The organism is Paucidesulfovibrio longus DSM 6739 (genome assembly GCF_000420485.1).
GTDB classification, from domain to species: Bacteria; Desulfobacterota; Desulfovibrionia; order Desulfovibrionales; family Desulfovibrionaceae; genus Paucidesulfovibrio; species Paucidesulfovibrio longus.
Map to the genome: position 1 here is coordinate 125,881 of NZ_ATVA01000011.1, position 20,412 is coordinate 146,292.

Sequence of the window (20,412 nt, forward strand, 5' to 3'; positions counted from 1 at the left end):
ACGGATTACTACCCCAGACATGTCCCAAAGCAAAGCGCCGCAACTTTCCGTGATCGTTCCCGTCCTGCACGAGGAGGGGCGCATCGGATTTCTGGCCGGACACGTGGCGGAGCTTGCCCGGAGCGACGGCGTGGACGTGCAGCTCGTGATCGTGGACGGCGATTGTGCAGGTTCGACCCTGGCCGCGCTGCCGGATGCGGAGCGGGCCGGCGTCGTGGGCGTTTGCGCCGGGCCGGGGCGCGCCGCGCAGATGAACGCGGGCGCACGCGTTGCCACGGGGGAGGTGCTGCTTTTCCTGCACGCGGACACCCGGCTGCCTTGCGGAGCTTTTGCGCGCATTTTCCAGGTGCTGGGCAACGGGCTGGCCCAGGCCGGAGCATTCGATTTCCAGTTCGACGCTGCGGGTTTTCCCTACGCCATGCTGGCCTGGGCCGGGCGGCTGCGTTCGCGGCTGGAGCGGTGTCCGTATGGCGATCAGGCGCACTTTTTCCCGCGCGCCGTCTTTTTCGGCCTGGGAGGCTATCCGGACATTCCGCTCATGGAAGACGTGGAGCTGATGTGGCGGGTGCGCCGCAGACGACTGCCGCTGTGCGTCCTGCCGGACCGCGTGACCACCTCGGCCCGGCGGTACGCCGAGGAGGGGCCGATCAGGCGCGTTCTCCGCAATTTCTGCCTGCGAACGGCCCATGCCTTTGGCGCGGATCCGGCAAAGCTGGCGCGGCAATACCGGCCTCACGCCGGGGATGAAGATCGAAGGATGGTTCCGTGAAGCAATGTCTGCTGTTTTTTTTGAAGTATCCGGAAGCCGGACGGGTGAAGTCCCGGCTCGCGGCCGAGGTGGGCGAGGTTCCCGCCGCCGAGCTGGCCAAAGCCATGGCCGAGGATCTGCTCGATTCCCTGAAATGGCTGGAAGACGTGGACCTGATCGTCTGCTTCGATCCCAAGGAACGGGCCGGGGACATGGCCGAGTGGCTCGGACCGGAGCGGACGTATTGGCCTCAGCGCGGCCAGAACCTGGGCCTGCGCATGAAGAACGCCTTTTCAGCGGCGTTTCGCAAGGGGTATGACCGCGCCGTGCTCATGGGCGGCGACGTGCCCTGCGCGGACGACAACGCCGTGCGGCCCGTCTTCGAGCGCCTGGAAGGGGACGCGGCAGCCATCGGCCCCTCCGAGGACGGCGGATACTGGCTGATCGGCTTCAGCGAGCGCGGTTTCGCGCCCGAAGCCTTCACCGACGTGGATTGGGGCACGGACAAGGTCTTGGCGCAGACATTGAAATGGCTTGAATTTTCCCAGAAGCAAATCGTCCTTGCCCCGCTCATGCGCGACGTGGACACGCTGGGCGACCTGCGCGCCTTGGTGGAAGCCGGACGGCTGGGGCGGCATTCCCGCACCCTTGCCCAGGCGCGCAAGCTGCTCGCTGCGGCCGATCAGTAATCGAGCAGATTCAGATCCGGGAGATCCTTCTTGGGCGGCCGGCGGGTGAAGCGGAGCACGTCGTGCCCGATCTGCGTGGCGATTTCCACTTCCCAGACGCCCACGCTGCTGAAGGCGCTGCGCATTTCCAGCTGGATTCCCTGGCGGATCAGAAAGATGACTTCCCCGCTGCCCTTGCTCTTGGCGATGTCCAGGTGGCCCAGGATCGTGGGGGTCAGGTTGCAGACCACATGCCGCACGTCGATGGGAGCCTCGGCGGCCCCTTCTTCGCGGTTCGGCGCCGTCTTGTCGTCATTCGTCGTTTTCATGGTCGTGTCCGTTATTTTCCGATGCAGAAGTTGTCGAAGATGGAGTTGAGCACGTCCTGCGGCGCAATCTCTCCCGTAAGCCCGGCCAGGGCGGCGCAGGCCGTTTCCAGGCGCACGCCGAGGAGATCGTAGGGCAGGCCTTGTTCCGCGTCCTGGCGCATCCCGGCCAGTTCCGCGTCCGCCTCGCGCAGCAGGGCTGCCTGCCGGGCGTTGGGCACGGCCTCGTCCGGGTCCGGCTCCGCCGCTCCCGCCAGACAACGCGAGCGGATGCGGGCGGCCATTTCTTCCAGTCCCGCGCCGGTGCGCGCGGAAACCCGGAGCGTCTCAAGCCCTTTCTCCCGCAGCAGGGGCAAGGGATCCGAAGGGGCTGCGGGGCGATCCGCCTTGTTCAAGACGGCCAGGGTCCGCTCCGGGGCTAGGCGCGAAACAGTCTCCAGCTCGGAAGGATCGAGAGTCCGCGAGCCGTCCAGCACGAAAACCACCAAGTCCGCGCGCCCGGCAAGATCGCGGCTGATCTCCATGCCCGCGGCCTCGACCTCGTCCACGCCGGATTCGTCCCGCAGGCCCGCCGTGTCGATGATGCGGACGCGAAGGCCGTCCAGCAGCAAATGTTCTTCAATGTAATCGCGGGTGGTGCCGGGGCGGTCCGTGACGATGGCGCGTTCGCGACCCAGCAGGGCGTTGAGCAGGCTGGACTTTCCCGCGTTGACCCGTCCGGCGAGCACGACCATGACCCCCTCGCGCCAGGCCCGCGCCCGTTCCATGCCCGCGAGCAGGCCGCGCACGCCGCTGCGGACTCCGTCCAGCACGGCGAGCAGTTCGTCCGGAGGCAGGCATTCGACGTCCTCTTCCGGGAAGTCCACGGCCAGGCAGATCTGCGCGCGGAGTCCCTCGAGCTTTTGCCGCAGGCTTTCCACGCGGGCACCCAGCCCTCCGGCCAGCTTGGCCTGGGCCAGGTGCAGGGCGGCCTTGCCCGGAGCGGCGATGAGTTCGGCCACTGCCTCGGCCTGGGTCAGGTCCATGCGTCCGTTCAGAAACGCGCGCAGGGTGAACTCTCCCCGTCCGGCCATGCGGGCGCCCAGGGCCAGGATTTCGTCCAGCAGGGCCGCAGGCGCGGCGTCTCCCCCGTGGCAGTGGATCTCCAGGACGTCTTCTCCGGTGTAGGAGCGCGGGCCGGGCATGAATGCGGCCAGAACCTCGTCGAGCACGCGGGCGTCGCGCGCGACGGCCTTGCCGAAATGCAGGGTGCGCGGCGCGAAATCGCGGAAGGCGGGATCGCTCGAACGGAACAGGGCGCGGCCTATCTCAAGGGCTTTCGGCCCGCTGATCCGCAACACGGCCACACCGCCCGCGCCCGGCGGGGTGGCGATGGCGGCGATGGTTTCCCCGGTCGGGCGGGGAAGAGCTGGCTGTTCGATCATGGGCATGTTCGCGGCCTCTTGGATTGCGGCATGATAGCCGCGCGCAGGTGCAAAGAAAAGGGCGGAAGACGCAATCGCCTTCCGCCCGGAATGTTCACATGTTTGCCGTAGGTTTCGCCGGGAGTCGAAGTCCGCTCCCGCTTCGGCTAACGGCTGCGCTTCTTGGGCACGATGAGCACCCGCTTGAGCGGGCCTTCGCCCTTGGAGCGGGTCAGCACGCCCGGCATCTCCTGCACGGTCAGGTGCACCACGCGGCGGTGGTAGGAGCTGAGGGGCTTCGTGCTCTGGGTGCGGCGCGAGCTGATGGCCTTCTCGGCGAGTCGGCGCGCCTGCTGGCGCAGCTTGTCGTCCTGGCGTTCGCGGTAGTCGCCCGTGTCCAGCTGCACCCGGACCGAAGTCTCCATGCGGCGGGAAACGATGCGGTTCGCAAGGTATTGCAGCGCGGAAAGGGTCTGGCCCTCGCGTCCGATGATCAGGCCGGAATGCTCTTCGTCGTCGATGAGCACATGCACCCGGTCGGACTCGATGTTCAGGGTGAAGTTCGGTTCGGGGGTGAGGTTCTTGAGCAGGGCGTGGGCCGTTTCCGAAACCACTTCCCGGAGCTTGTCCTGGTCCAGTCCCTCCAGGGAAGGACCACGGGAAGGGCCGGTGTCTTCGGAGGCGACGTTGCCGTTCGGCTCGTCCATGTCGTCCATGTCGTCCACGCCGTCGAAGTCGTCCGCGTCGTCCGGCGGGAAGTCGGGCACTTCGTCCCGGTCCGCGGGAATCGGGGCCGGATTGGCCTCGTGCACGGGTCTGCGGGGCGGGCGCTTGGGCGATTCCTCGCCGGAGGCGTCCGGGGTCGCCGGGGAGGAGGCCTCCTTGGGGGCTTCCTGCCGGGGCTTCTCCTGCCGGGGGCGGCGCTGCCGCTTGCGTTCCTGGCTTTCCGAGCCGTTCTGTCCCGCTTCGGGCGGGCATTCCGGGTCGGCCGCTTCCTGCGGGGCCGCATCCTGAGACGCGCCGTCGCGTTGGGACTTGCCGCGCGACCTGCGTCCCCGGCGCGAGCGGGAGTTGCGCGATCCGGATTTCGGCTGTTCTTCGTCCGCTGCCTCGGCCTGGGCCTGGGGCGCTTCTTCCTGTTCCCTGGCCGGGGCAGCCTCGGCGCGGCTCTCCGCGGGTTCGCTTTCCGGACGGGAATGCTGTTTGGTTTCTTGGGCGGCTTCTTCCGCGAGCACGGATTTAACTCCGCGCCGGGGCCGTGCCTTGACCGATGCCTTGCGCACGCCCACGAGGCCGAAGATGCCCGTGGAACCGCCGCTGAGGATCTCGATCTCCAGCTTGGCGCGTGCGACCTCGTAGTAGTCGCATGCGGCCTGGATGGCTTCGTCCAGGTTCTTTCCCTGGAATTCCTTGAAATCGCTCATGTGCTTCCTCTTGGGTGACGTACTAGGCGGCAGCCTTCTTACGCTTGCTGCCGTGGGCGATCCACCACTGCTGTGCGATGGAGAGCACGTTGTTGCACAGCCAGTACACCACAAGACCCGCGGGGAAGTTCAGGAACAGGAAGGTGAACACCACGGGCATGATGTACATGAGTTTCTTCTGGGTGGGGTCGCCCGCCGTGGGCGTCATCAGCTGCTGGAGGAACATGGTCGCCCCCATGATCAGCGGCGTGATGTAGAACGGGTCCTTGGCCGAGAGGTCGGCCAGCCAGACCATGTTGGTGAAGGGCAGCGTGTCGATGAATCCGGCGTGGCGCAGTTCGATGGCTCCGAGAAGGGCCTTGTAGAGGCCGAAGAAGACCGGAATCTGCACGACCATGGGCAGGCAGCCGCCGGCCGGGTTGACCTTGTAGGTCTTGTAGAGCTGCATGGTCTCCTGGTTCAGGCGCTGCTTGTCGTCCTTGTACTTTTCGCGCAGCTTGGCGGCCATGGGCTGAATCTTCTTCATCTGCTCCATGGACTTGTAGCTGCGCTGGGACAGGGGCCAGAAGATCAGCTTGATGATCACCGTGAGGATGATCACGGCCACGCCCCAGTTGTTCACGTACTGGTGCAGCCAGACGAGGAAGATCAGCAACGGTTTGGCGATGACGTCGAACCAGCCGAAGTCCACGGTCTTGGCCAGCTCCGGGGAGGCCGCGGCCAGCAGGTCGCGTTCCTTGGGGCCGATGAAATAGGAGGTGCGCACGCTCTTGCTCTCGCCGGGGCGGATGGAGCCGAGGGACGCGCTCAGGTTGATGAAGAAGGTGTCGCCGGTCATGCCGCCTTCGAGGACGGTCTGTTCGGCGGGCTGCATGGCCAGGACGAAGTAGTTGTCGTCGATGGCTCCCCAGGCCGGGGCGGTCACGGGGGGCAGGCCGTCGTTGCGCAGATCCTTCTGGTCGCTTTCCTTGTCCAGTCCGTTGTTGACCATCCAGGAAATGTTGGCCTGGTTGTAGTTGGAGGACATGGCGGTCAGGGCGTCGGTGGCGGCCTGGCGGGTGATCTTGAGGTCGGAATCCGCAGCGCTGGTGCTGACGACGCGGACTTCTTCCTTGATCAGGTAGTTGTCCGCCTCGAAGGTCAGGATGCGCTCGATGTCGTAGCCTTCGACGCGCCCGTGAAAGATCAGGGTGTTGCTGCCTTCGGTCAGGGTCAGATCCTGCACCTCGGTGTCCCACTGGGCGTTTTCCCAGGTGCGCTGGCCGTTCACGAGCAGGCCCAGGGAGGCTCCGCCGCTGATCATGTTGATCTTGTCCGGCTGGGGCTGACCCTTGATGGGCACGGTCTGGAAGTATTTGTTCAGGGTCAGGGATTCAAGCAGTCCGCCCTGGGTGTCGAACTCGGCGGTGTAGAGAGGGGTCTGGACGGTGACGAGGCGGCCCTGCGTGGCTTCGATGGGGGCCACGTCCTTGGCCGAGGCCAGGGAGGGGGCGGGAGTCGCGGCGTTTCCTGCCTGCTGCCCGGCCTGCGGAGCGCCCTGTTCGATGGCCTGCGGAGCGGGTTGGGGGGTCGGTTGTGGGAAGAGGAGCTGCCAGCCGAAGAATACGGCGAAAGACAGAACCAAGGCCAGAATTATGCGTTTGGTCTCCATGAATCAACTCGCTTTGGTGGTTTGGCCCGATGCGGGCGGGGGCACGGGGTCGAAACCGCCGTCACAGAGGGGATGGCAACGCAAGAGACGAAGGAGCGCCAAATAGGAGCCCTTGAAAACGCCATGCAGGATTACCGCCTCACGCGCGTATTCGGAGCACGTGGGGCGGAACCTGCAACAGCCCGGAAAGAGGGGCGATATGAGTCGTTGATACATCCAGATCAACGCCAATGCGACAGAGCGCATTACGACCTCTCGGCAAGGGCTTGGACCTGCGGCGCCACCTTGGGCAAACGGCGCAGGGCTGGGGAGAGATCAACGGAGGCCATGGCGAGGTCAAGCTGCTCGGGGTCCAGGGTGCGCTTGGGCACCACCACGATGTCCGCTGGACAGTCGAGCTGATTTTGGTGCAGCCTGAAATACTCGCGCAAAACCCGTTTCACGCGGTTGCGCGCTACAGCGTTGCCCACCTTCCTGCCCACGGTCAGCCCTATGCGGATTCCGGAGCCGCTGTCCTCCCTGGGGAGGACGAAGAGGACGAAATGCTTGCTGAAGATCTTGGTGCCGTGATCGTAGCAGGCGCAGAACTGAGCACGCTTGAGCAGACGTCGCTCCCGCGGCCAGCCTAGACGCTTAATCTCTTGCGACCTTTGGCGCGGCGGCGGCGAAGCACGGCGCGGCCGTTCTTGGTGCGGGAACGGACGAGAAATCCGTGGGTTCTTTTCCGCTTGAGATTCCGGGGTTGATACGTTCTTTTCATGATATATCTCCTACAAATGTTGTCGTTGTTCGCACCAGCGTGGAACACAGCGCTATAGCCGCTCGTGATGGTCCCGTCAAGAGCGGCGTGGCTGCATCGGGCAGGAAAAAACCGGGCCTCCCCCCTGCGGAGAGTTAACCTTTCGACGGTTTCCTGCTACCAACAATTCCGATCATAGGCTTGGCGGCCCGGCATGGCAAGGCCGCCGAACCAGGAAAACCGCAACGGAGGCAACATGTCCGACCCGATCCGTTCCTACTGGGAATTGCGCCTCGCCGACACCCGCGAGGCATTGGAAGCGAATAATTTCGAGGCCTACGTCGTTGAGAACGCGGACGAGGCCCGCAAACTCGTGCTCGAAACCATTCATCCCGCGCTGAGGCCCGCGAGCGTGAGCTTCGGCGGCTCCGGCACCATCGCCGCCTGCGGGCTCCACGACGCCTATCTGAACATGGAAGGGGTGAACGTGCTGGACACCTGGAGCCAGAAGCTCACCTGGGATGAGAAATACGAATTGCGGCGGCAGGCGCTTCTCGTCGATCTTTTCCTCATGGGTACCAACGCCGTGACCGAGGACGGCTACCTGGTGAACCTGGACATGATCGGCAACCGCGTGGCCGCCCTGACCTTCGGGCCGCGCAACGTGGTGGTCGTGGCCGGGCGCAACAAGATCGTGCCCGACCTGGAAAGCGGCATGGCGCGCATCAAGAATTTCGCCGCCCCCGTGAACACCAAGCGCCTGAACATGAAGACCCCCTGCGTCAAGACCGGACGGTGCATGGACTGCAAGAGCCCGGAACGCATCTGCAACCTCTGGACGATCACGGAAAAGTCCTTCCCGGCGGCCCGCATCAAGGTCGTGCTGGTCAATGAGGAGCTGGGGTTCTGAGATGAGCGTGCGAAAACATTACGAGCAGCTTCTGGCCGAGCATTACGACTGGGTTTTCGGCGGATTCGAGGCCAATGCGGAGCGGGCGGCCGCGCTCCTGGGCCGGCTCGACCTGCTCCCGCGCCTTTCCGGACGGGCCATCGACCTGGGCAGCGGACCGGGGTATTTCTCCGCGCCGCTGGCCCAGGCCGGGTATTCGGTCCAGGCCGTGGACTGGGAGCCGACGCTCCTGGCCGCCCTGCGCGGCCGCTGCGACGGCTTGGGCGTCGAGGCCGTGCAGGAGGACATGCGCAACGCCGCGCGCGTCTGCTCCGGACCCGTGGAGCTGGCCGTGTGCACGGGCGACAGCCTCGCGCACCTGGACTCGCCCCGCGAGGCCGCGGTGGTGGTGGCCCAGTGCGCCGGACTGCTGGAACCCGGCGGGCACCTGCTCCTGGAGTTCCGGGATCAGGCCCGTGCCTTGACCGGAGCCGACCGCTTCCTGCTCCTGCGTTCGGACGCGGAGCGCATCTTCACCTGCGCGCTTGAATACGGCGACGAGCATGTGGAAGTGACGGACCTGCTGCATGAGCGGGACGGCGTGGGCTGGAAGCTGCGCAAAAGCGCCTACCGCAAGGCCCGGCTCACCGCCGGACAGGTCGAGGCTTCCTGCCGGGCCGCCGGGCTCGAGGTGGAGCTGCGCGTCAACGAGGCCGGAATGATCATCCTTCTGGCCCGCAAGCCCGAAGCGTCCGCTTAGGAGCATACAGTCATGAACATCCTGGTCATCCTCGGACATCCGCGCGCCGGCAGCCTGAACCACGCCCTGGCCGACGCCGCCTGCGAGGGCCTGCGTCAGGAGGGGCATGAGGTGGTCTTCCATGATCTCTGCGCCGAAAAATTCGACCCGGCGCTGCCCGGTCGCGAAATTCCGAAGGGCGTCGAGGCGGACGAGGTCGTGGAGGCCCATGTGCGCGAGCTGGAAAACGCGGACGGCATCGTGATCGTGCATCCGAACTGGTGGGGCATGCCCCCGGCGGTGCTCAAGGGCTGGATCGACCGCGTCTTCCGTCCCGGGCGGGCCTACGAATTCGCCGAGGGGGACAAAGGGGAGGGGGTGCCGCGCGGCTTGCTCAAGGCCCGCGCCGCCGTGGTCTTCAATACCTCCAACACGTTCGCCGAGCGCGAGATGACCGCCTTCGGCGATCCGCTGGAGCGCATCTGGAAGGATTGCATCTTCGGACTCTGCGGTGTGGAACAGGTCCACCGCAGGACGTTTTCCGTGGTCGTGGAGAGCAGCCTCGAACAGCGCAGGCGCTGGATCGAGGAGGTGCGCGAAACCGTGCAGCGCATCTTCGCCGAACGGTGACGCGCGTGGGCAGGCAGCGCGCTCCGCACCTCTCGGCAGACCGGGACTATCGCCGCAGCTTTCGCGCCCGCTCGGGCGAGCTGGCTTTTCAGGCCGCGGTGGAACAGTCCGATCTCTGGATCGTGGCCCGCAGCGACCTGACCTCGGCCGCGCTGCACGCCTTGCACGCCGTGCGGGGCGAACTGAAGGCCTACATGATCCTGCATCCGGAATTCGCGGAGAGCCTTGAGCCCGTGGCGGTTTCGGCGAACGCTTCGGACGTGGTGCGCGCCATGGCCGAGGCGGGCCGCGTGTGCGAAGTGGGGCCCATGGCCGCCGTTGCCGGGGCCGTGGCCGAGTTCGTGGCCGGGGCGCTGCTGCCGCTGAGCGCGGACGTGCTCGTGGAGAACGGCGGCGACATCTTCATGCACTCGACCAGGGAGCGCACCGTGGCGCTGCTGCCCGACCCCGGATCGGGCGCGCATCTCGGCCTGCGCATCCCCGCAGGGGCGTTTCCCGTTTCCGTCTGCTCCTCGTCGGCCAGCATCGGCCATTCCCTGAGCCTGGGGCGGGGCGAGCTGGTCACGGTGCTCGCGGACACGGGAGCCCTTGCCGACGCCGCAGCCACCGCGCTCTGCAACATGCTGCGCACGGCCAAGGATCTGGATCGCGTCCTGGCCTCGGCGCGGACCTGGACCGCTCACGGCCTGCGCGGGATATTCGCGCAGGGCGGGGGCCAGGTGGCGGCCTGGGGCGAAATCGAGCTGATCACGCTCTAGCCCGGTCTTCCCGGCTCAGCGGCTGTGGCCGTTCCCGGCGAGAATCGCCTCGAGGCTTCCGTTTCCGAGCAGTTCCAGGGCTGCCGCGCAGACTTCCTTGTCATAGAGAATCCCCGCTCCGTCCCGGATGTGTTCGGCCGCGATGTCCACCCCCAGGGCGGGCCGGTAGGGCCTGTGCGACGACATGGCCTCCACCACGTCGGCCACGGCCAGGATGCGTGCGCCCCGCGAGATCTTCTCGCCGGGCAGTCCGAGCGGATATCCGCTGCCGTCCATGCGCTCGTGGTGTTGCAGGATCATGTCCCCGACGGCGTGGGGAAAGGGGATGTTCTTGACGATTTCATGCCCGGCTTCGGGGTGGCGCTTGAGCATGGCCATTTCCTCCACGGTCAGCCTGGCGGGTTTGGCCAGCAGGGCCATGGGAATGCAGACCTTGCCGATGTCGTGGAGCAGGGCGGCGACCCGGATGGCGTCCACGAGATCGTAGGGCAGGCCCAGAGCGTCAGCGATGCGCACGCTGATGCAGGAGACGCGCTGCTGGTGGCCGGAGGTGTACAGGTCGCGTTTTTCATGCGCCGTGGAAAGGGATTTGACCGTCTCGTTGAGCAGGCTGGTCAGCTTTTCATGGCTGGCCCGGAGCTGCTCCTCGGTCTTGCGGCGGCTGGATATGTCCCGCGCCACGATGGAAACGCCCATGATCTCGTCGAAATGGCGCACCGGAGAAAACGTCGCCGAAACAGGAAAGAGGTTGCCGAGCGCGTTGCGATGGACCGATTCGTGCCGCGAAAGACCGCGGCCGATGGCGCACTCGCGCAGGATGGCGCAAAGCTCGTCGCGCACGCTTTCCGGGATGATCGTGGTCACCGGGCGACCTATGATTTCCTCCGTGCGGTATCCGTATATCTTTGCCGCGCCCGCATTCCAGGAGAGCACGGAGCCGTTGAGCGAGACGCCGATGATGGCGTCCTCGGACGAATCCACGATGGAGGCGAGCCTGCTGATCTCCTCGATGTGTCTTCGCCGCTCCGTGATGTCCGTGAAGGTCACCACGATGCCGTCGGCGCCGTCGTCGTTTCCGAGCCTGCCCATGCGCACCCGGAAGATGCGGGGGGAACCGTCCGCGAGGTCGATGCGCTTCTCGATGACCTGGTGCCCTTCGGGTACGCTGCGGAACTGTTCGATTTCAATGGCCATCTGTTCGAGAACGAGTCTTCCGCTTTCCTTGTCCGGAAAAAGCATCCTGCCGCATTGGTTCACGTCGCAGACCTTGCCGCCGGAATCCAGGAGAACGGTGGGGAGGGGGATTTGCTGGAAAATGTGGGCGTATTTCTTCACGGCCTTCTCCGCTTGTGGTTTGCTTGGCGTATGCCATGCTGCGGAGCGCGGTCGCCATGATTATCATCATGATTATCAGGGGTTCGCCGGGACTCCTTCAGGCTTCGGATAGCGGAATATCCCGACCGGACTTGTCTTTTCGCAGCGGCGAGTCCGGAAAAATCGGACTGCGCGGATCCGCGCGGAAGAAGCGAGATTTGGAAATCGTGCGACCCGCGCGGACGAATCCAGACAATCGCCCGTGCGACGGGGGAAGATTCCTCTCTGTTGAAGGGGATGCGCGGCGAGCCGAGAAGCATCGGAGCCGGCGCGGAGATGTCCGCCGAAAAGTCCGATTCGATGAGAATCGCTTTCATGTGATTATTTTCGCATAGGGTGCGCGCGGCTTCAGCTCTCCGTGTGAAGAATGAGGTAATATCGTGCTATCCCGCTGGTTTTTTTTCAAAGCCCTCTTGCATTTGTCTTGAAGAGGGGGTAGGAGTTACGTACAAATTTAATGAATACAAACGGATAGCACAAATTCTTTCTTAGATATGCAGACAATAACACGTAACCTGTGTTGGTGTTATTTTGAGAGGCTGGGGGGTTGATGTTTTCGCGGCGGCCCGTGGTTGCCGCAAAAACTAGGATAAGGACGTTCAACGTCATGCGATCCATTCAATTTGGAGGTGTTCTATGAAGTTTTCCGTCAGTCATGGTGGAGACAAAGTCGAGGAAAGGCTGGCGAAGGCCGGCGTGTCGCGCCGTGATTTCATGAAGCTCTGTGGCACGGTCGCCGCGGTCATGGGCATGGGCCCCGCCTTCGCGCCGAAGGTTGCCGAAGCTCTTACTTCCAAGCGCCGTCCTTCCGTGGTCTGGTTGCACAATGCTGAGTGCACCGGCTGTTCCGAGTCCATTCTCCGGGGCATGAACCCCCCCTTCGCCGAGCTGATCCTGGGCGTCATCTCCCTGGATTACCATGAAACCATCATGGCTGCCGCCGGTGAAATGGCCGAGAAGGCTCTGCACGAGGCCACCCACTCCGAGCACGGCTACGTCTGTGTCGTGGAAGGCGCCATCCCCACTGCCGAGGACGGCATCTACGGCAAGGTCGCCGGCCGCACCATGCTCGACTACAACACCGAGTACGTCAACAAAGCCGCCGCGGTCATCGCGTACGGAACCTGCGCCACCTACGGCGGCGTCCAGGCTGCCGCCCCGAACCCGACCAAGGCCGTGGGCGTCCGTGAAATCACCGACAAGCCGGTCATCAACATCTCCGGCTGCCCGCCGAACCCCTACAACCTGCTCGGCACCGTCGTTCACTTCCTGCAGAACGGCATCCCCGAACTGGACGGCGAAGGCCGCCCGGTCATGTTCTTCGGCGACAGCGTGCACGACAAGTGCCCCCGCCAGAAGTTCTACGACGAGGACAAGTTCGCCGAAAGCTTCGGCGACGAGGGCGCTCGCAAGGGTTACTGCCTGCTGCATGTCGGATGCAAGGGCCCCTACACCTACAACAACTGCCCGACCGTGAAGTTCAACCAGACCAACTGGCCTGTTGAAGCCGGTCACCCCTGCATCGGCTGCTCCGAGCCCAACTTCTGGGACGCCATGGCTCCCTTCTATGAGGAGGCCTAGCGGTCATCCGCAGGGCTTGTTGTTGTAAACCGAAGCTTTTCTGCACCCAAGGAGGATAAAATATGTCTGGTAAGAAGCCTGTTGCCGCCCCGGTCAAGGCTACGCCCAAAAGCTCGTACAACGGGCCGGTCGTGGTTGACCCGGTTACTCGTATCGAGGGTCACCTGCGTATCGAAGTGGAAGTCGAGAACGGCGTCGTCGCCGACGTGCGCTCCAGCTCGCAGCTCTTCCGCGGTCTTGAGATCATCCTGAAGGGTCGCGATCCCCGCGATGCTCAGCACTTCACCCAGCGTTCCTGCGGTGTCTGCACCTACACCCACGCCCTGGCCTCCACCCGTTGCGTGGACAACGCCGTCGGCGTGAAGATCCCCAAGAACGCCACCCTGATCCGCAACCTGGTTCTGGCCGCGCAGTTCATGCATGACCACATCGTGCATTTCTATCACCTGCACGCCCTGGACTGGGTCAACGTCGCCAACGTCCTCAATGCCGACCCGAAGAAGGCTGCCTCCCTGTCGAACAGCCTGAACGAGAACCGCAAGGAAAGCGCCGCCGACTTCGCGGCCGTCAAGGACACCGTCAAGGCGCTCATCGAGTCCGGCCAGCTGGGCCCGTTCACCAACGCCTACTTCCTGCGTGAAGGCGGCCACGACGCCTACTACCTGCCCGCCGAGGCCGACCTGATGGCTACCAAGCACTACCTGGACGCCCTCAAGCTCCAGGTCAAGGCTGCCCGCCTGATGGCCGTGTTCGGCGCCAAGAACCCGCACACCCAGTTCACCGTGGTCGGCGGCGTGACCTGCTACGAGGCCATGACCGAAGCTCGCCTGAAAGAGTTCACCGACCTCTACGCCGAGACCTCCGCGTTCGTGCGTAACTTCTACATCCCCGACCTGCTGGCCGTGGCCTCCTTCTACAAGGACTGGGCCGGCATCGGCAAGACCACCAACTTCAACGCCTGCGGCGAGTTCCCCGAGGACGAGTACGACCTCAACTCCCGCTTCCTGCCCCAGGGCACGATCCTGAACAACGACATCAGCAAGGTCTACGACTTCGATCCCACCCAGATCGAAGAGCACGTCAAGTACTCCTGGTACGAGTACGGCTCTCCGAAGCACCCGTACGCCGGCGAGACCAAGCCCAAGTACACCAAGCTGGGCGACAAGGAGCACTACTCCTGGATGAAGGCCCCGCGCCTCGACGGCAAGTCCACCGAGGTCGGTCCCCTGGCCCAGGTGCTGGTCGCCTTCGCGCGCGGCCACAAGCCCGTGGTCGACGCCGTCAACTACGTGCTGAAGTACCTCAACGTCGGTCCCGAGGCCCTGTTCTCCACCCTGGGCCGTACTGCCGCCCGCGGCATCGAGACCCTGGTCATCGCCAACCAGACCCAGGTCTGGCTGGATGAGTTCAAGGCCAACATCGCTTCCGGCGACAAGGAAATCTACACCGAGTGGGAAATGCCGGACGAGGCTCAGGGCGTCGGCTTTGTCAACGCTCCGCGCGGAACCCTGTCCCACTGGATCGACATCAAGAAGGGCAAGATCAGCAACTTCCAGCTGGTCGTCCCCTCCACCTGGAACCTTGGCCCGCGCGACGACAGCGGCGTCATGGGCCCGGTCGAGGAAGCTCTCATGGGTACCCCGATCTTCGACCCGATGCGTCCGGTCGAAATCCTGCGTACCGTCCACTCCTATGACCCCTGCATCGCCTGCGGCGTGCACGTCATCGATTCCAAGACCGGCCAGACCCGGAAGTTCCGGATCCTGTAAGCCTGTCCGCGATTCGAACGGAAATGATCGGGGGGCCTTTGGCCCCCCTTTCTTTTGGCGGTTTTCCTCCACTTTTCCTCGCCTTTTCCTCGCCTTTTCCTCTGCGCTGTCCGCGAGGCGCTCCCGCAGGGCTGCGCAGCCCTTGCTCGGGGCTTGAAAGTCGTTTCGGATCGTCCTCCGCAGGGCCGAAGCGCTTGTCCGCACATTGCTTTTGGCGTATAAGGCCGCATGGCTAATCAAAAACGCATCCTCGTGCTCGGCGTGGGCAATGTCCTCTACACGGACGAAGGCATCGGCGTGCGCCTGGCCGAACAGCTCCTGAGCGAATACGAGTTCTCCGACAACGTCACGGTCATGGACGGCGGCACCCTCGGCACCCGGCTGATGGGACCGATCATGGAAAGCGATTACCTGATCGTCTGCGACGCGGTCCTGGGCGACGGCCCTCCGGGCAGCATCTACCGCCTCACCGGGGATGATCTGCGACAGAGCCTGGCCTTCAAGAATTCCATGCACGACACCGACCTGGTGGACACGCTGATCTACTGCGAGCTGGCTGGAAACCGGCCCGAAGCCGTGATCATCGGCATGGAGCCCGAAGACTACCACACCATGGCCACCGATCTTTCCGCTGCGGCCGCAGCGAACATCCCGCAGATGGTCGAGCATGTGCTGGCCGAAATCACCGCCATAGGCGGAACGTACAAGCCGCGTGAACACGCTTCCGAGGAGATTGTCTATGTGCCTCGCAGTTCCTGCTGAAGTCGTTGAAATCGAGAACGGAGTCGCCACCTGCCGGGTGGGCGAGGGCAGCGCCACGGTCAAGGCGTCGCTGCTGGTCATGGACGAAGACGTGACCCTCGGCGACTACGTGATCATCCATGCCGGATTCGCCATTCGCAAGCTCGATCCCAAGGAAGCGGAAGAATCGCTCCAAATCCTGCGCGAGCTTGTCGAAGCCGCCAAGGAAGCCGGATTGAATCTCGATCAGTATTGATCGCTCCAGGCGTCGCATTTTCAAGGCCGCTCCTTCGGGGGCGGCTTTTTTGTTTTCCCCTTGCAGGGAGGTGCAGGTGTGAAGGCCGGTTGGGGGGAGGCCGCAGATTTGATTCAGGCGGGAAAGCGTCCGGAATCGTGTTGCGGTTTCGTTGGGGATTGTGCCGGTCTTTCCGGTTGGTCGGCCGTCAGCGGTTGCGGCTGGGCAGAAAGGCTTGGCGCAAAAAGTCGGGATTGAAAAAATGAAACGGGTTGTCCGCGACCTTGTCCGGCAGCAGATGGTACCAGCGGTATCCCAGCTGGCGGAAGAACCTCCGCGCCTGGGGCAGGTGTCCGGTCCGGCGGGCGGCGAGCAGCGCCGCGTCCCGCTGGCAGCGCGACGACGCCACCACGCGGAAGACGCGCTCATGGAACCCGTAGCGTTCCAGCATTCTGCGGATGCGGCGATAGTCGAGATGCCGGGCGATGGCGTCGAGCAGGGCGATGAAGCCGAGAGCCAGCCAGCCCAGGGTCGGAAAGGCGAAGAATGTCGCGGCGAGGTGATTTCCTTGCGCGTGTCGTCCGAGGGCGGCGTCGCCGAGCAGAAGCGCGGTCGCGCAGGAACATGCGGCCAGAAGCAGCGGCCACGGCGCGGCAAAAAGGAAGTTCATCGTCAGGTTGGATATTCGCTTCATGTTCCGGCGTCCCTGGTTGCGGTCGGCGTCGGCAATTCGTGCATATCGGATTGTGCGGCGCTTGTCATGGCCCGAAATCCGTCGAAATGCGCGGAACGGACGCAAAGGCCACAGACGGTTGAACCGGATGCTGTCCGCGTGATAGGCTGGAGCATGATTCGGTGCGCCGGAAATTCGCGCAGGGACCGAGACAAAAAAAGGGGGAACGACATGCCTCGCAAGGAAATGACCGATCGTGCTGCCGGAGCGCTCATGGGTGCCTGGATCGGCGACGCGCTCGGCCTGGGACCGCATTGGTATTATGATTTTGAGGAATTGCGCCGCGACTACGGCGATTGGATCGACGGCTACACCGACCCCAAGCCTGGACGCTACCACGACGGCATGCGCGCCGGACAGCTTTCGCAATCGGGCTGGATATTGCGAATGACCGTGCGGTCGCTGGTGGAGCGCGGGGACTATGATCAGGATGATTTCTGCCGCCGCCTGGAGGAGGAGCTTTTCCCCCTGCTGGACGGCATGCCCGTCAGCGGACCGGGCGGCTACACCAGCCAGTCCATCCGTGAAACCTGGCGCCGCCGCGTCCGGCAGGGACTGTCCTGGGACAAGACCGGCGGAAACGCCGACACCACCGAAGCCATCGAGCGCACCCTTGCCTTGGCGATCCGGTATGCGGCCAGACCAGGCAAGCTTGCGGAATCGATCAGCCGGAACACCGTCTTGACCCAGGCCGACGACGTCGTGGTCTCCCTGACCGTGGCCTATGGGGCCGTGCTCGGAATGCTCGTGCGGGGCGAACCGCTGGACGGAGCGCTCTCCATGAAGCTGATGGATCTGGTCAAGAAGGGCGAGCTGCCCTTCCACGCCGTGACCAGCGACAATCTCCAACCGCCCAAGCCGGGCGAGCCGGAGCCGTCCCGAGTCGGGCGCTTCGCCTCGCCGGACGCGCTGCTCTCCCCGTCCTACATGGCCAGTGCCGCCGCAGACCCGGACATCCGCATCGAGCCCGCCTGGAAAGTCTCCCTGGTCTACGGCATGCCCTGCGCCATCTACCACATGCTTCCGGCGGCGTACTATCTTGCGGCGCGCTTTGCGGACGACTTCGAATCCGCCGTGCTGCACGCCGTCAACGGCGGCGGACAGAACCAGGTCCGCGCCATTCTGACGGGCGCGCTCGTGGGGGCGCAGGTGGGGCTTTCCGGCATTCCCAGGCGTTTTGTGGACGGCTTGGAGAATGCTGGGGAGTTGTTGGAGCTGGCGCAGCGGCTTGCGGAGCAGGCTGCCGCCTGACGGGAGCCGCGAGCCGCGTCGGGATATCCGTCTATTGCGGAGGGAGCAGGAGCTGCTGGCCCTTGCCGAAACAACGGCGGCGCACCAGGAGCACGGTCAGGATGGAACCGATGGCCGTGGAGGCCACGAGCATGAGCATGACCACGATCTGGTAGCGGATGGCCAGGAGCGGGTCGGCTCCGGCGAGAATCTGCCCGGTCATCATGCCGGGAATGAACACCAGCCCCACGCCCATCATGGAGGTGATGGACGGAATCATCCCGGCCCGCACGGCCTCGCGGGTGATGTCCGCGCTGGCCTCGCGGTAGTCCGCGCCCAGGCTGAGCATCATCTCCACTTCGTTGCGCCGCGCGCGCAGGCTGGAGAAAAGCCGGTCCAGGGCCACGGCCACGGCCGTCATGGAATTGCCGACCACCATGCCGGAAAGGGGGATGAAGTAGACGGGATTCCACCAGGGCTTGGCCTGGATGACCACGCCCGTGACGAGCACCGATACGATGAAATAGCTGAAGAACATGGAGAAGCTCAGCGGAGCCAGGAAGGGGACCGATTTCTCCTTGACCCTTCCGCGCACGGTATGCACGGCCGTGGCGAGCATCAGGCAGAACACGCCGGCCGTGACCAGGGCGAGATTCACCTCGAAAACGATGCGCAGCACGTAGCCCATGAGAAAAAGCTGGGCAAAGGTGCGCAGCGTGCCCACGGTGAGGTCGCGCACGAGGCCGAGCTGGTAGACCAGGGAGAGGCCCTGGGCCAGCAGAATGAAGAGCAGGCCGACGCCGAGTTGCAGCGGGCCGATATCCACGGGATGGACGTTCATCGCGTCAGCCCCTTTTTGCCGACATGCAGGGCGGTGGCCCCGTCGATTTCATTGTGGTCCACGGCGTGGGTGACGAGAATGACGCCGACGCCCGCGCTGTGGAGTCGCTTTGCAGCGTCCATGACCACGGCGGCGCTCTGCTTGTCCAGGGCGCTCGTGGGTTCGTCGAAGAGCATGGCTTCCGGTTCGAGAAGCAGGGCGCGGATCAGGCAAAGGCGCTGCTTTTGCCCCACGGAAAGGGCGGAAGCGGACTGGTCCAGTTCCACTTCGTCGAGCAGGAATTCGAGCAGGCGCGCACGCAGGGCGTCGTCGCCGGGCCGCGCGAGGTCGCTGTTGGCTTTGAACCCGAAGGGCAGGAGCAGGTTGGCGCGCACGCTTCCTTCCACCACGGTCGGGGTCTGCTGGATGTAGCAGACGCGCCGCCGCAGCCGCACGGGATCCATGGCCGAAAGCGGTTCGCCCCGCAGCAGGATCGTGCCGGAATCCGGCTCCTCAAGGCGGCAGAGCAGGCGCAGCAAGGTGGATTTTCCCGCGCCGGACGGGCCTTCGAGCACGAGGAATTCGCCTTTGTCGATGCGTGCCGAGGCGTCGCGAAAGACCTTGGCCCGGCCCGGATAGCCGTAGGTCAGATCCTTGATTTCGAAGAGGGTATCGCTCATGCCTTCATGGAAAGGGCGGCCCGGAGGCCGCCCCGTATCTTAGAGATTGGCGAGCAGAATTTCGCCGAATTCCTTGCAGCCGACCGTTTCCGCGCCGGAGATCTGCATGGCCAAGTCCACTGTCACGCGTTTGGCCGCGATGGCCTTGTTCACGGCGCCGCGGATGGAGTCGGCGGCCTCGTGCCAGCCGATGTCCTCCAGGAGCATTGCTCCGCTGAGGATCAGGCTGCCGGGGTTGGCCTTGTCGCGGCCCGCGATGGTCGGGGCCGTGCCGTGCGTCGCTTCATACAGGGAAAGGGTGTCCGACTTGTTCACGCCGGGCGCGAGTCCGAGCCCGCCCACCTGGGCGGCCAGGGCGTCGGAGATGTAGTCGCCGTTGAGGTTCGTCGTGGCGATGATGTCGTAGTCCTGCGGAGCCTGGAGCACGGCCTGGAACATGGCGTCCGCGATGCGGTCCTTGATGACCACGGGCTTGGCTCCGGTTTCCAGTTCCGCCTCGGTCATGACCTCGTCCGCGAACTTTTCGCGGGCGACTTCGTAGCCCCAGTTCATGAACGCGCCTTCGGTGAATTTCATGATGTTGCCCTTGTGCACCAGCGTCACGGAGGAGCGCTTCTGGTCCAGGGCGTAGCGGATTGCCTTTTCCACCAGACGCTTGGAGGCGCGCTCGGTCATGGGCTTGATGCCGATTCCGGCGGCGGCGTCCACGTCGGCCTTGAGCTCGGAGCGCAGAAAATCGATGAGGCGCTTTGCTTCGGGCGTGCCGGAAGCGTATTCGATGCCCGCATAAACGTCTTCGGTGTTTTCGCGGAAGACGACCATGTCCACCTTTTCAGGGTGCTTGACCGGAGACTCGATGCCGTCGAAATAGCGGATCGGACGGATGCAGGCATAGAGGTCGAACGCCTGGCGCATGGTCACGTTCAGGCTGCGAAAGCCCTTGCCCACCGGGGTGCCGAGGGGGCCTTTCATGGCCAGTTCCGCTCCTGCGAGCACGTCCATGGTGGCCTGGGGCAGGTACTCGCCCACTTCCTTGAAGGCCTTCTGCCCCGCGAGGAGTTCCTCCCAGACCAGCTTGTTGCTTTTGCCGTAGGCTTTTTGAACAGCCCCGTCGATGACGGGCCTGGCGGCGCCCCAGACTTCGGGACCGATGCCGTCGCCCTCGATGAAATATACGGTTTTTTGAGCCAAGACGTCCTCCTGCTAAGTGGGATGCGGCGCGGCGGGCACGCCGTGGACCTTGTGTTTAACCGGGCGGAGGGCGGGTTGGCAAG

At 64.5% G+C, this 20,412-nt stretch carries 23 protein-coding genes; 11 read left to right on the forward strand and 12 right to left on the reverse strand.

The window, feature by feature from the left end; genetic code table 11:
- The first annotated feature begins 19 nt into the window (after positions 1-19).
- Positions 20-769, forward strand: coding sequence for a TIGR04283 family arsenosugar biosynthesis glycosyltransferase (locus G452_RS0102280; RefSeq protein WP_022660638.1), 750 nt, complete (start codon positions 20-22; stop codon positions 767-769).
- A complete protein-coding gene (locus tag G452_RS17700) occupies positions 766-1,437 on the forward strand; it encodes a TIGR04282 family arsenosugar biosynthesis glycosyltransferase (protein ID WP_022660639.1) in 672 nt (223 codons plus the stop codon). The genes G452_RS0102280 and G452_RS17700 overlap by 4 nt, the downstream gene beginning before the upstream one ends.
- Here the strand turns inward: G452_RS17700 and G452_RS0102290 are convergent.
- From G452_RS0102290 to rpmH, 7 genes are all read right to left on the reverse strand, one after another.
- Positions 1,431-1,745 (reverse strand): hypothetical protein, encoded by a 315-nt coding sequence (locus G452_RS0102290; protein WP_022660640.1) that lies wholly within the window; start codon positions 1,743-1,745, stop codon positions 1,431-1,433. The genes G452_RS17700 and G452_RS0102290 overlap by 7 nt on opposite strands.
- A gap of 11 nt (positions 1,746-1,756) precedes the next feature.
- Positions 1,757-3,166: a tRNA uridine-5-carboxymethylaminomethyl(34) synthesis GTPase MnmE gene (mnmE, locus tag G452_RS0102295; RefSeq protein WP_051141979.1), complete on the reverse strand. Its 1,410-nt coding sequence runs from the start codon at positions 3,164-3,166 to the stop codon at positions 1,757-1,759.
- 146 nt (positions 3,167-3,312) lie between these two features.
- Entirely contained in the window at positions 3,313-4,569 is a 1,257-nt protein-coding gene (locus tag G452_RS0102300) for a protein jag (RefSeq protein WP_022660642.1), read from the reverse strand.
- Positions 4,570-4,591: 22 nt separating this feature from the next.
- Positions 4,592-6,220: a membrane protein insertase YidC gene (gene yidC, locus G452_RS0102305; protein ID WP_022660643.1), complete on the reverse strand. Its 1,629-nt coding sequence runs from the start codon at positions 6,218-6,220 to the stop codon at positions 4,592-4,594.
- 3 nt (positions 6,221-6,223) lie between these two features.
- Positions 6,224-6,466, reverse strand: coding sequence for a membrane protein insertion efficiency factor YidD (yidD, locus tag G452_RS20985; protein ID WP_081650433.1), 243 nt, complete (start codon positions 6,464-6,466; stop codon positions 6,224-6,226).
- Entirely contained in the window at positions 6,466-6,858 is a 393-nt protein-coding gene (gene rnpA / locus G452_RS20990; protein WP_081650434.1) for a ribonuclease P protein component, read from the reverse strand. The genes yidD and rnpA overlap by 1 nt, the downstream gene beginning before the upstream one ends.
- Positions 6,846-6,980, reverse strand: a complete 135-nt coding sequence (gene rpmH / locus G452_RS20995; protein WP_081650435.1) for a 50S ribosomal protein L34 — start codon at positions 6,978-6,980, stop codon at positions 6,846-6,848. The genes rnpA and rpmH overlap by 13 nt, the downstream gene beginning before the upstream one ends.
- A 235-nt stretch (positions 6,981-7,215) precedes the next feature.
- On the opposite strand from rpmH, the gene G452_RS0102315 reads away from it, so the two are divergent.
- From G452_RS0102315 to G452_RS0102330, 4 genes are read left to right on the forward strand one after another with little or no spacing between them, the layout of a single operon-like run.
- Positions 7,216-7,869, forward strand: a complete 654-nt coding sequence (locus G452_RS0102315; RefSeq protein ID WP_022660645.1) for a lactate utilization protein — start codon at positions 7,216-7,218, stop codon at positions 7,867-7,869.
- A 1-nt stretch (position 7,870) separates the two neighbouring features.
- A complete protein-coding gene (locus G452_RS0102320) occupies positions 7,871-8,608 on the forward strand; it encodes a class I SAM-dependent methyltransferase (RefSeq protein ID WP_022660646.1) in 738 nt (245 codons plus the stop codon).
- Positions 8,609-8,620: 12 nt separating this feature from the next.
- A complete protein-coding gene (locus G452_RS0102325; RefSeq protein ID WP_022660647.1) occupies positions 8,621-9,217 on the forward strand; it encodes an NAD(P)H-dependent oxidoreductase in 597 nt (198 codons plus the stop codon).
- 5 nt (positions 9,218-9,222) lie between these two features.
- Positions 9,223-9,975 (forward strand): UPF0280 family protein, encoded by a 753-nt coding sequence (locus tag G452_RS0102330; RefSeq protein ID WP_022660648.1) that lies wholly within the window; start codon positions 9,223-9,225, stop codon positions 9,973-9,975.
- Positions 9,976-9,990: 15 nt separating this feature from the next.
- Here G452_RS0102330 and G452_RS0102335 read toward each other — a convergent pair whose 3' ends face one another.
- Entirely contained in the window at positions 9,991-11,310 is a 1,320-nt protein-coding gene (locus G452_RS0102335) for an HD domain-containing phosphohydrolase (RefSeq protein ID WP_022660649.1), read from the reverse strand.
- Positions 11,311-11,985: 675 nt separating this feature from the next.
- Between G452_RS0102335 and G452_RS0102345 the strand changes: the two genes are divergently transcribed.
- From G452_RS0102345 to G452_RS0102360, 4 genes are all read left to right on the forward strand, one after another.
- On the forward strand, positions 11,986-12,930 hold the full coding sequence (locus G452_RS0102345; RefSeq protein ID WP_022660650.1) for a hydrogenase small subunit: 945 nt from the start codon (positions 11,986-11,988) through the stop codon (positions 12,928-12,930).
- Between the two features lie 62 nt (positions 12,931-12,992).
- Positions 12,993-14,699: a nickel-dependent hydrogenase large subunit gene (locus G452_RS0102350; RefSeq protein ID WP_022660651.1), complete on the forward strand. Its 1,707-nt coding sequence runs from the start codon at positions 12,993-12,995 to the stop codon at positions 14,697-14,699.
- A gap of 228 nt (positions 14,700-14,927) precedes the next feature.
- The gene (locus tag G452_RS0102355) at positions 14,928-15,461 is read left to right on the forward strand and encodes a HyaD/HybD family hydrogenase maturation endopeptidase (protein WP_022660652.1); all 534 of its coding nucleotides are present in this window, start codon (positions 14,928-14,930) and stop codon (positions 15,459-15,461) included.
- Positions 15,439-15,696: a HypC/HybG/HupF family hydrogenase formation chaperone gene (locus G452_RS0102360; protein WP_022660653.1), complete on the forward strand. Its 258-nt coding sequence runs from the start codon at positions 15,439-15,441 to the stop codon at positions 15,694-15,696. The genes G452_RS0102355 and G452_RS0102360 overlap by 23 nt, the downstream gene beginning before the upstream one ends.
- Before the next feature lie 187 nt (positions 15,697-15,883).
- On the opposite strand, the gene G452_RS17705 is transcribed toward G452_RS0102360, so the two are convergent.
- Positions 15,884-16,369, reverse strand: a complete 486-nt coding sequence (locus G452_RS17705) for a hypothetical protein (RefSeq protein ID WP_022660654.1) — start codon at positions 16,367-16,369, stop codon at positions 15,884-15,886.
- 210 nt (positions 16,370-16,579) lie between these two features.
- Between G452_RS17705 and G452_RS0102370 the strand changes: the two genes are divergently transcribed.
- Positions 16,580-17,659, forward strand: a complete 1,080-nt coding sequence (locus tag G452_RS0102370; RefSeq protein ID WP_022660655.1) for an ADP-ribosylglycohydrolase family protein — start codon at positions 16,580-16,582, stop codon at positions 17,657-17,659.
- A gap of 31 nt (positions 17,660-17,690) precedes the next feature.
- On the opposite strand, the gene G452_RS0102375 is transcribed toward G452_RS0102370, so the two are convergent.
- The 3 genes from G452_RS0102375 to icd are packed head-to-tail and all read right to left on the reverse strand — an operon-like array spanning position 17,691 to position 20,329.
- A complete protein-coding gene (locus G452_RS0102375) occupies positions 17,691-18,479 on the reverse strand; it encodes an ABC transporter permease (RefSeq protein ID WP_022660656.1) in 789 nt (262 codons plus the stop codon).
- Positions 18,476-19,138 carry an ABC transporter ATP-binding protein gene (locus G452_RS17710; protein ID WP_022660657.1) on the reverse strand — a complete coding sequence of 221 codons (663 nt, stop codon included), beginning with the start codon at positions 19,136-19,138 and terminating at the stop codon, positions 18,476-18,478. The genes G452_RS0102375 and G452_RS17710 overlap by 4 nt, the downstream gene beginning before the upstream one ends.
- Positions 19,139-19,177: 39 nt before the next feature.
- Positions 19,178-20,329: an NADP-dependent isocitrate dehydrogenase gene (gene icd, locus G452_RS0102385; RefSeq protein ID WP_022660658.1), complete on the reverse strand. Its 1,152-nt coding sequence runs from the start codon at positions 20,327-20,329 to the stop codon at positions 19,178-19,180.
- Positions 20,330-20,412: the final 83 nt, after the last annotated feature.

Excerpts from the sequence above, each read along its gene's own strand:
- G452_RS0102280 (WP_022660638.1), top strand. The coding sequence starts at position 20 with ATGTCCCAAAGCAAAGCGCCGCAACTTTCCGTGATCGTTCCCGTCCTG.
- G452_RS0102290 (WP_022660640.1), bottom strand. The coding sequence starts at position 1,745 with ATGAAAACGACGAATGACGACAAGACGGCGCCGAACCGCGAAGAAGGG.
- mnmE (WP_051141979.1), bottom strand. The coding sequence starts at position 3,166 with ATGATCGAACAGCCAGCTCTTCCCCGCCCGACCGGGGAAACCATCGCC.
- G452_RS0102300 (WP_022660642.1), bottom strand. The coding sequence starts at position 4,569 with ATGAGCGATTTCAAGGAATTCCAGGGAAAGAACCTGGACGAAGCCATC.
- yidC (WP_022660643.1), bottom strand. The coding sequence starts at position 6,220 with ATGGAGACCAAACGCATAATTCTGGCCTTGGTTCTGTCTTTCGCCGTA.
- yidD (WP_081650433.1), bottom strand. The coding sequence starts at position 6,466 with ATGCGCTCTGTCGCATTGGCGTTGATCTGGATGTATCAACGACTCATA.
- rpmH (WP_081650435.1), bottom strand. The coding sequence starts at position 6,980 with ATGAAAAGAACGTATCAACCCCGGAATCTCAAGCGGAAAAGAACCCAC.
- G452_RS0102315 (WP_022660645.1), top strand. The coding sequence starts at position 7,216 with ATGTCCGACCCGATCCGTTCCTACTGGGAATTGCGCCTCGCCGACACC.
- G452_RS0102320 (WP_022660646.1), top strand. The coding sequence starts at position 7,871 with ATGAGCGTGCGAAAACATTACGAGCAGCTTCTGGCCGAGCATTACGAC.
- G452_RS0102325 (WP_022660647.1), top strand. The coding sequence starts at position 8,621 with ATGAACATCCTGGTCATCCTCGGACATCCGCGCGCCGGCAGCCTGAAC.
- G452_RS0102345 (WP_022660650.1), top strand. The coding sequence starts at position 11,986 with ATGAAGTTTTCCGTCAGTCATGGTGGAGACAAAGTCGAGGAAAGGCTG.
- G452_RS0102350 (WP_022660651.1), top strand. The coding sequence starts at position 12,993 with ATGTCTGGTAAGAAGCCTGTTGCCGCCCCGGTCAAGGCTACGCCCAAA.
- G452_RS0102355 (WP_022660652.1), top strand. The coding sequence starts at position 14,928 with ATGGCTAATCAAAAACGCATCCTCGTGCTCGGCGTGGGCAATGTCCTC.
- G452_RS0102360 (WP_022660653.1), top strand. The coding sequence starts at position 15,439 with ATGTGCCTCGCAGTTCCTGCTGAAGTCGTTGAAATCGAGAACGGAGTC.
- G452_RS17705 (WP_022660654.1), bottom strand. The coding sequence starts at position 16,369 with ATGAAGCGAATATCCAACCTGACGATGAACTTCCTTTTTGCCGCGCCG.
- G452_RS0102370 (WP_022660655.1), top strand. The coding sequence starts at position 16,580 with ATGCCTCGCAAGGAAATGACCGATCGTGCTGCCGGAGCGCTCATGGGT.
- G452_RS0102375 (WP_022660656.1), bottom strand. The coding sequence starts at position 18,479 with ATGAACGTCCATCCCGTGGATATCGGCCCGCTGCAACTCGGCGTCGGC.
- G452_RS17710 (WP_022660657.1), bottom strand. The coding sequence starts at position 19,138 with ATGAGCGATACCCTCTTCGAAATCAAGGATCTGACCTACGGCTATCCG.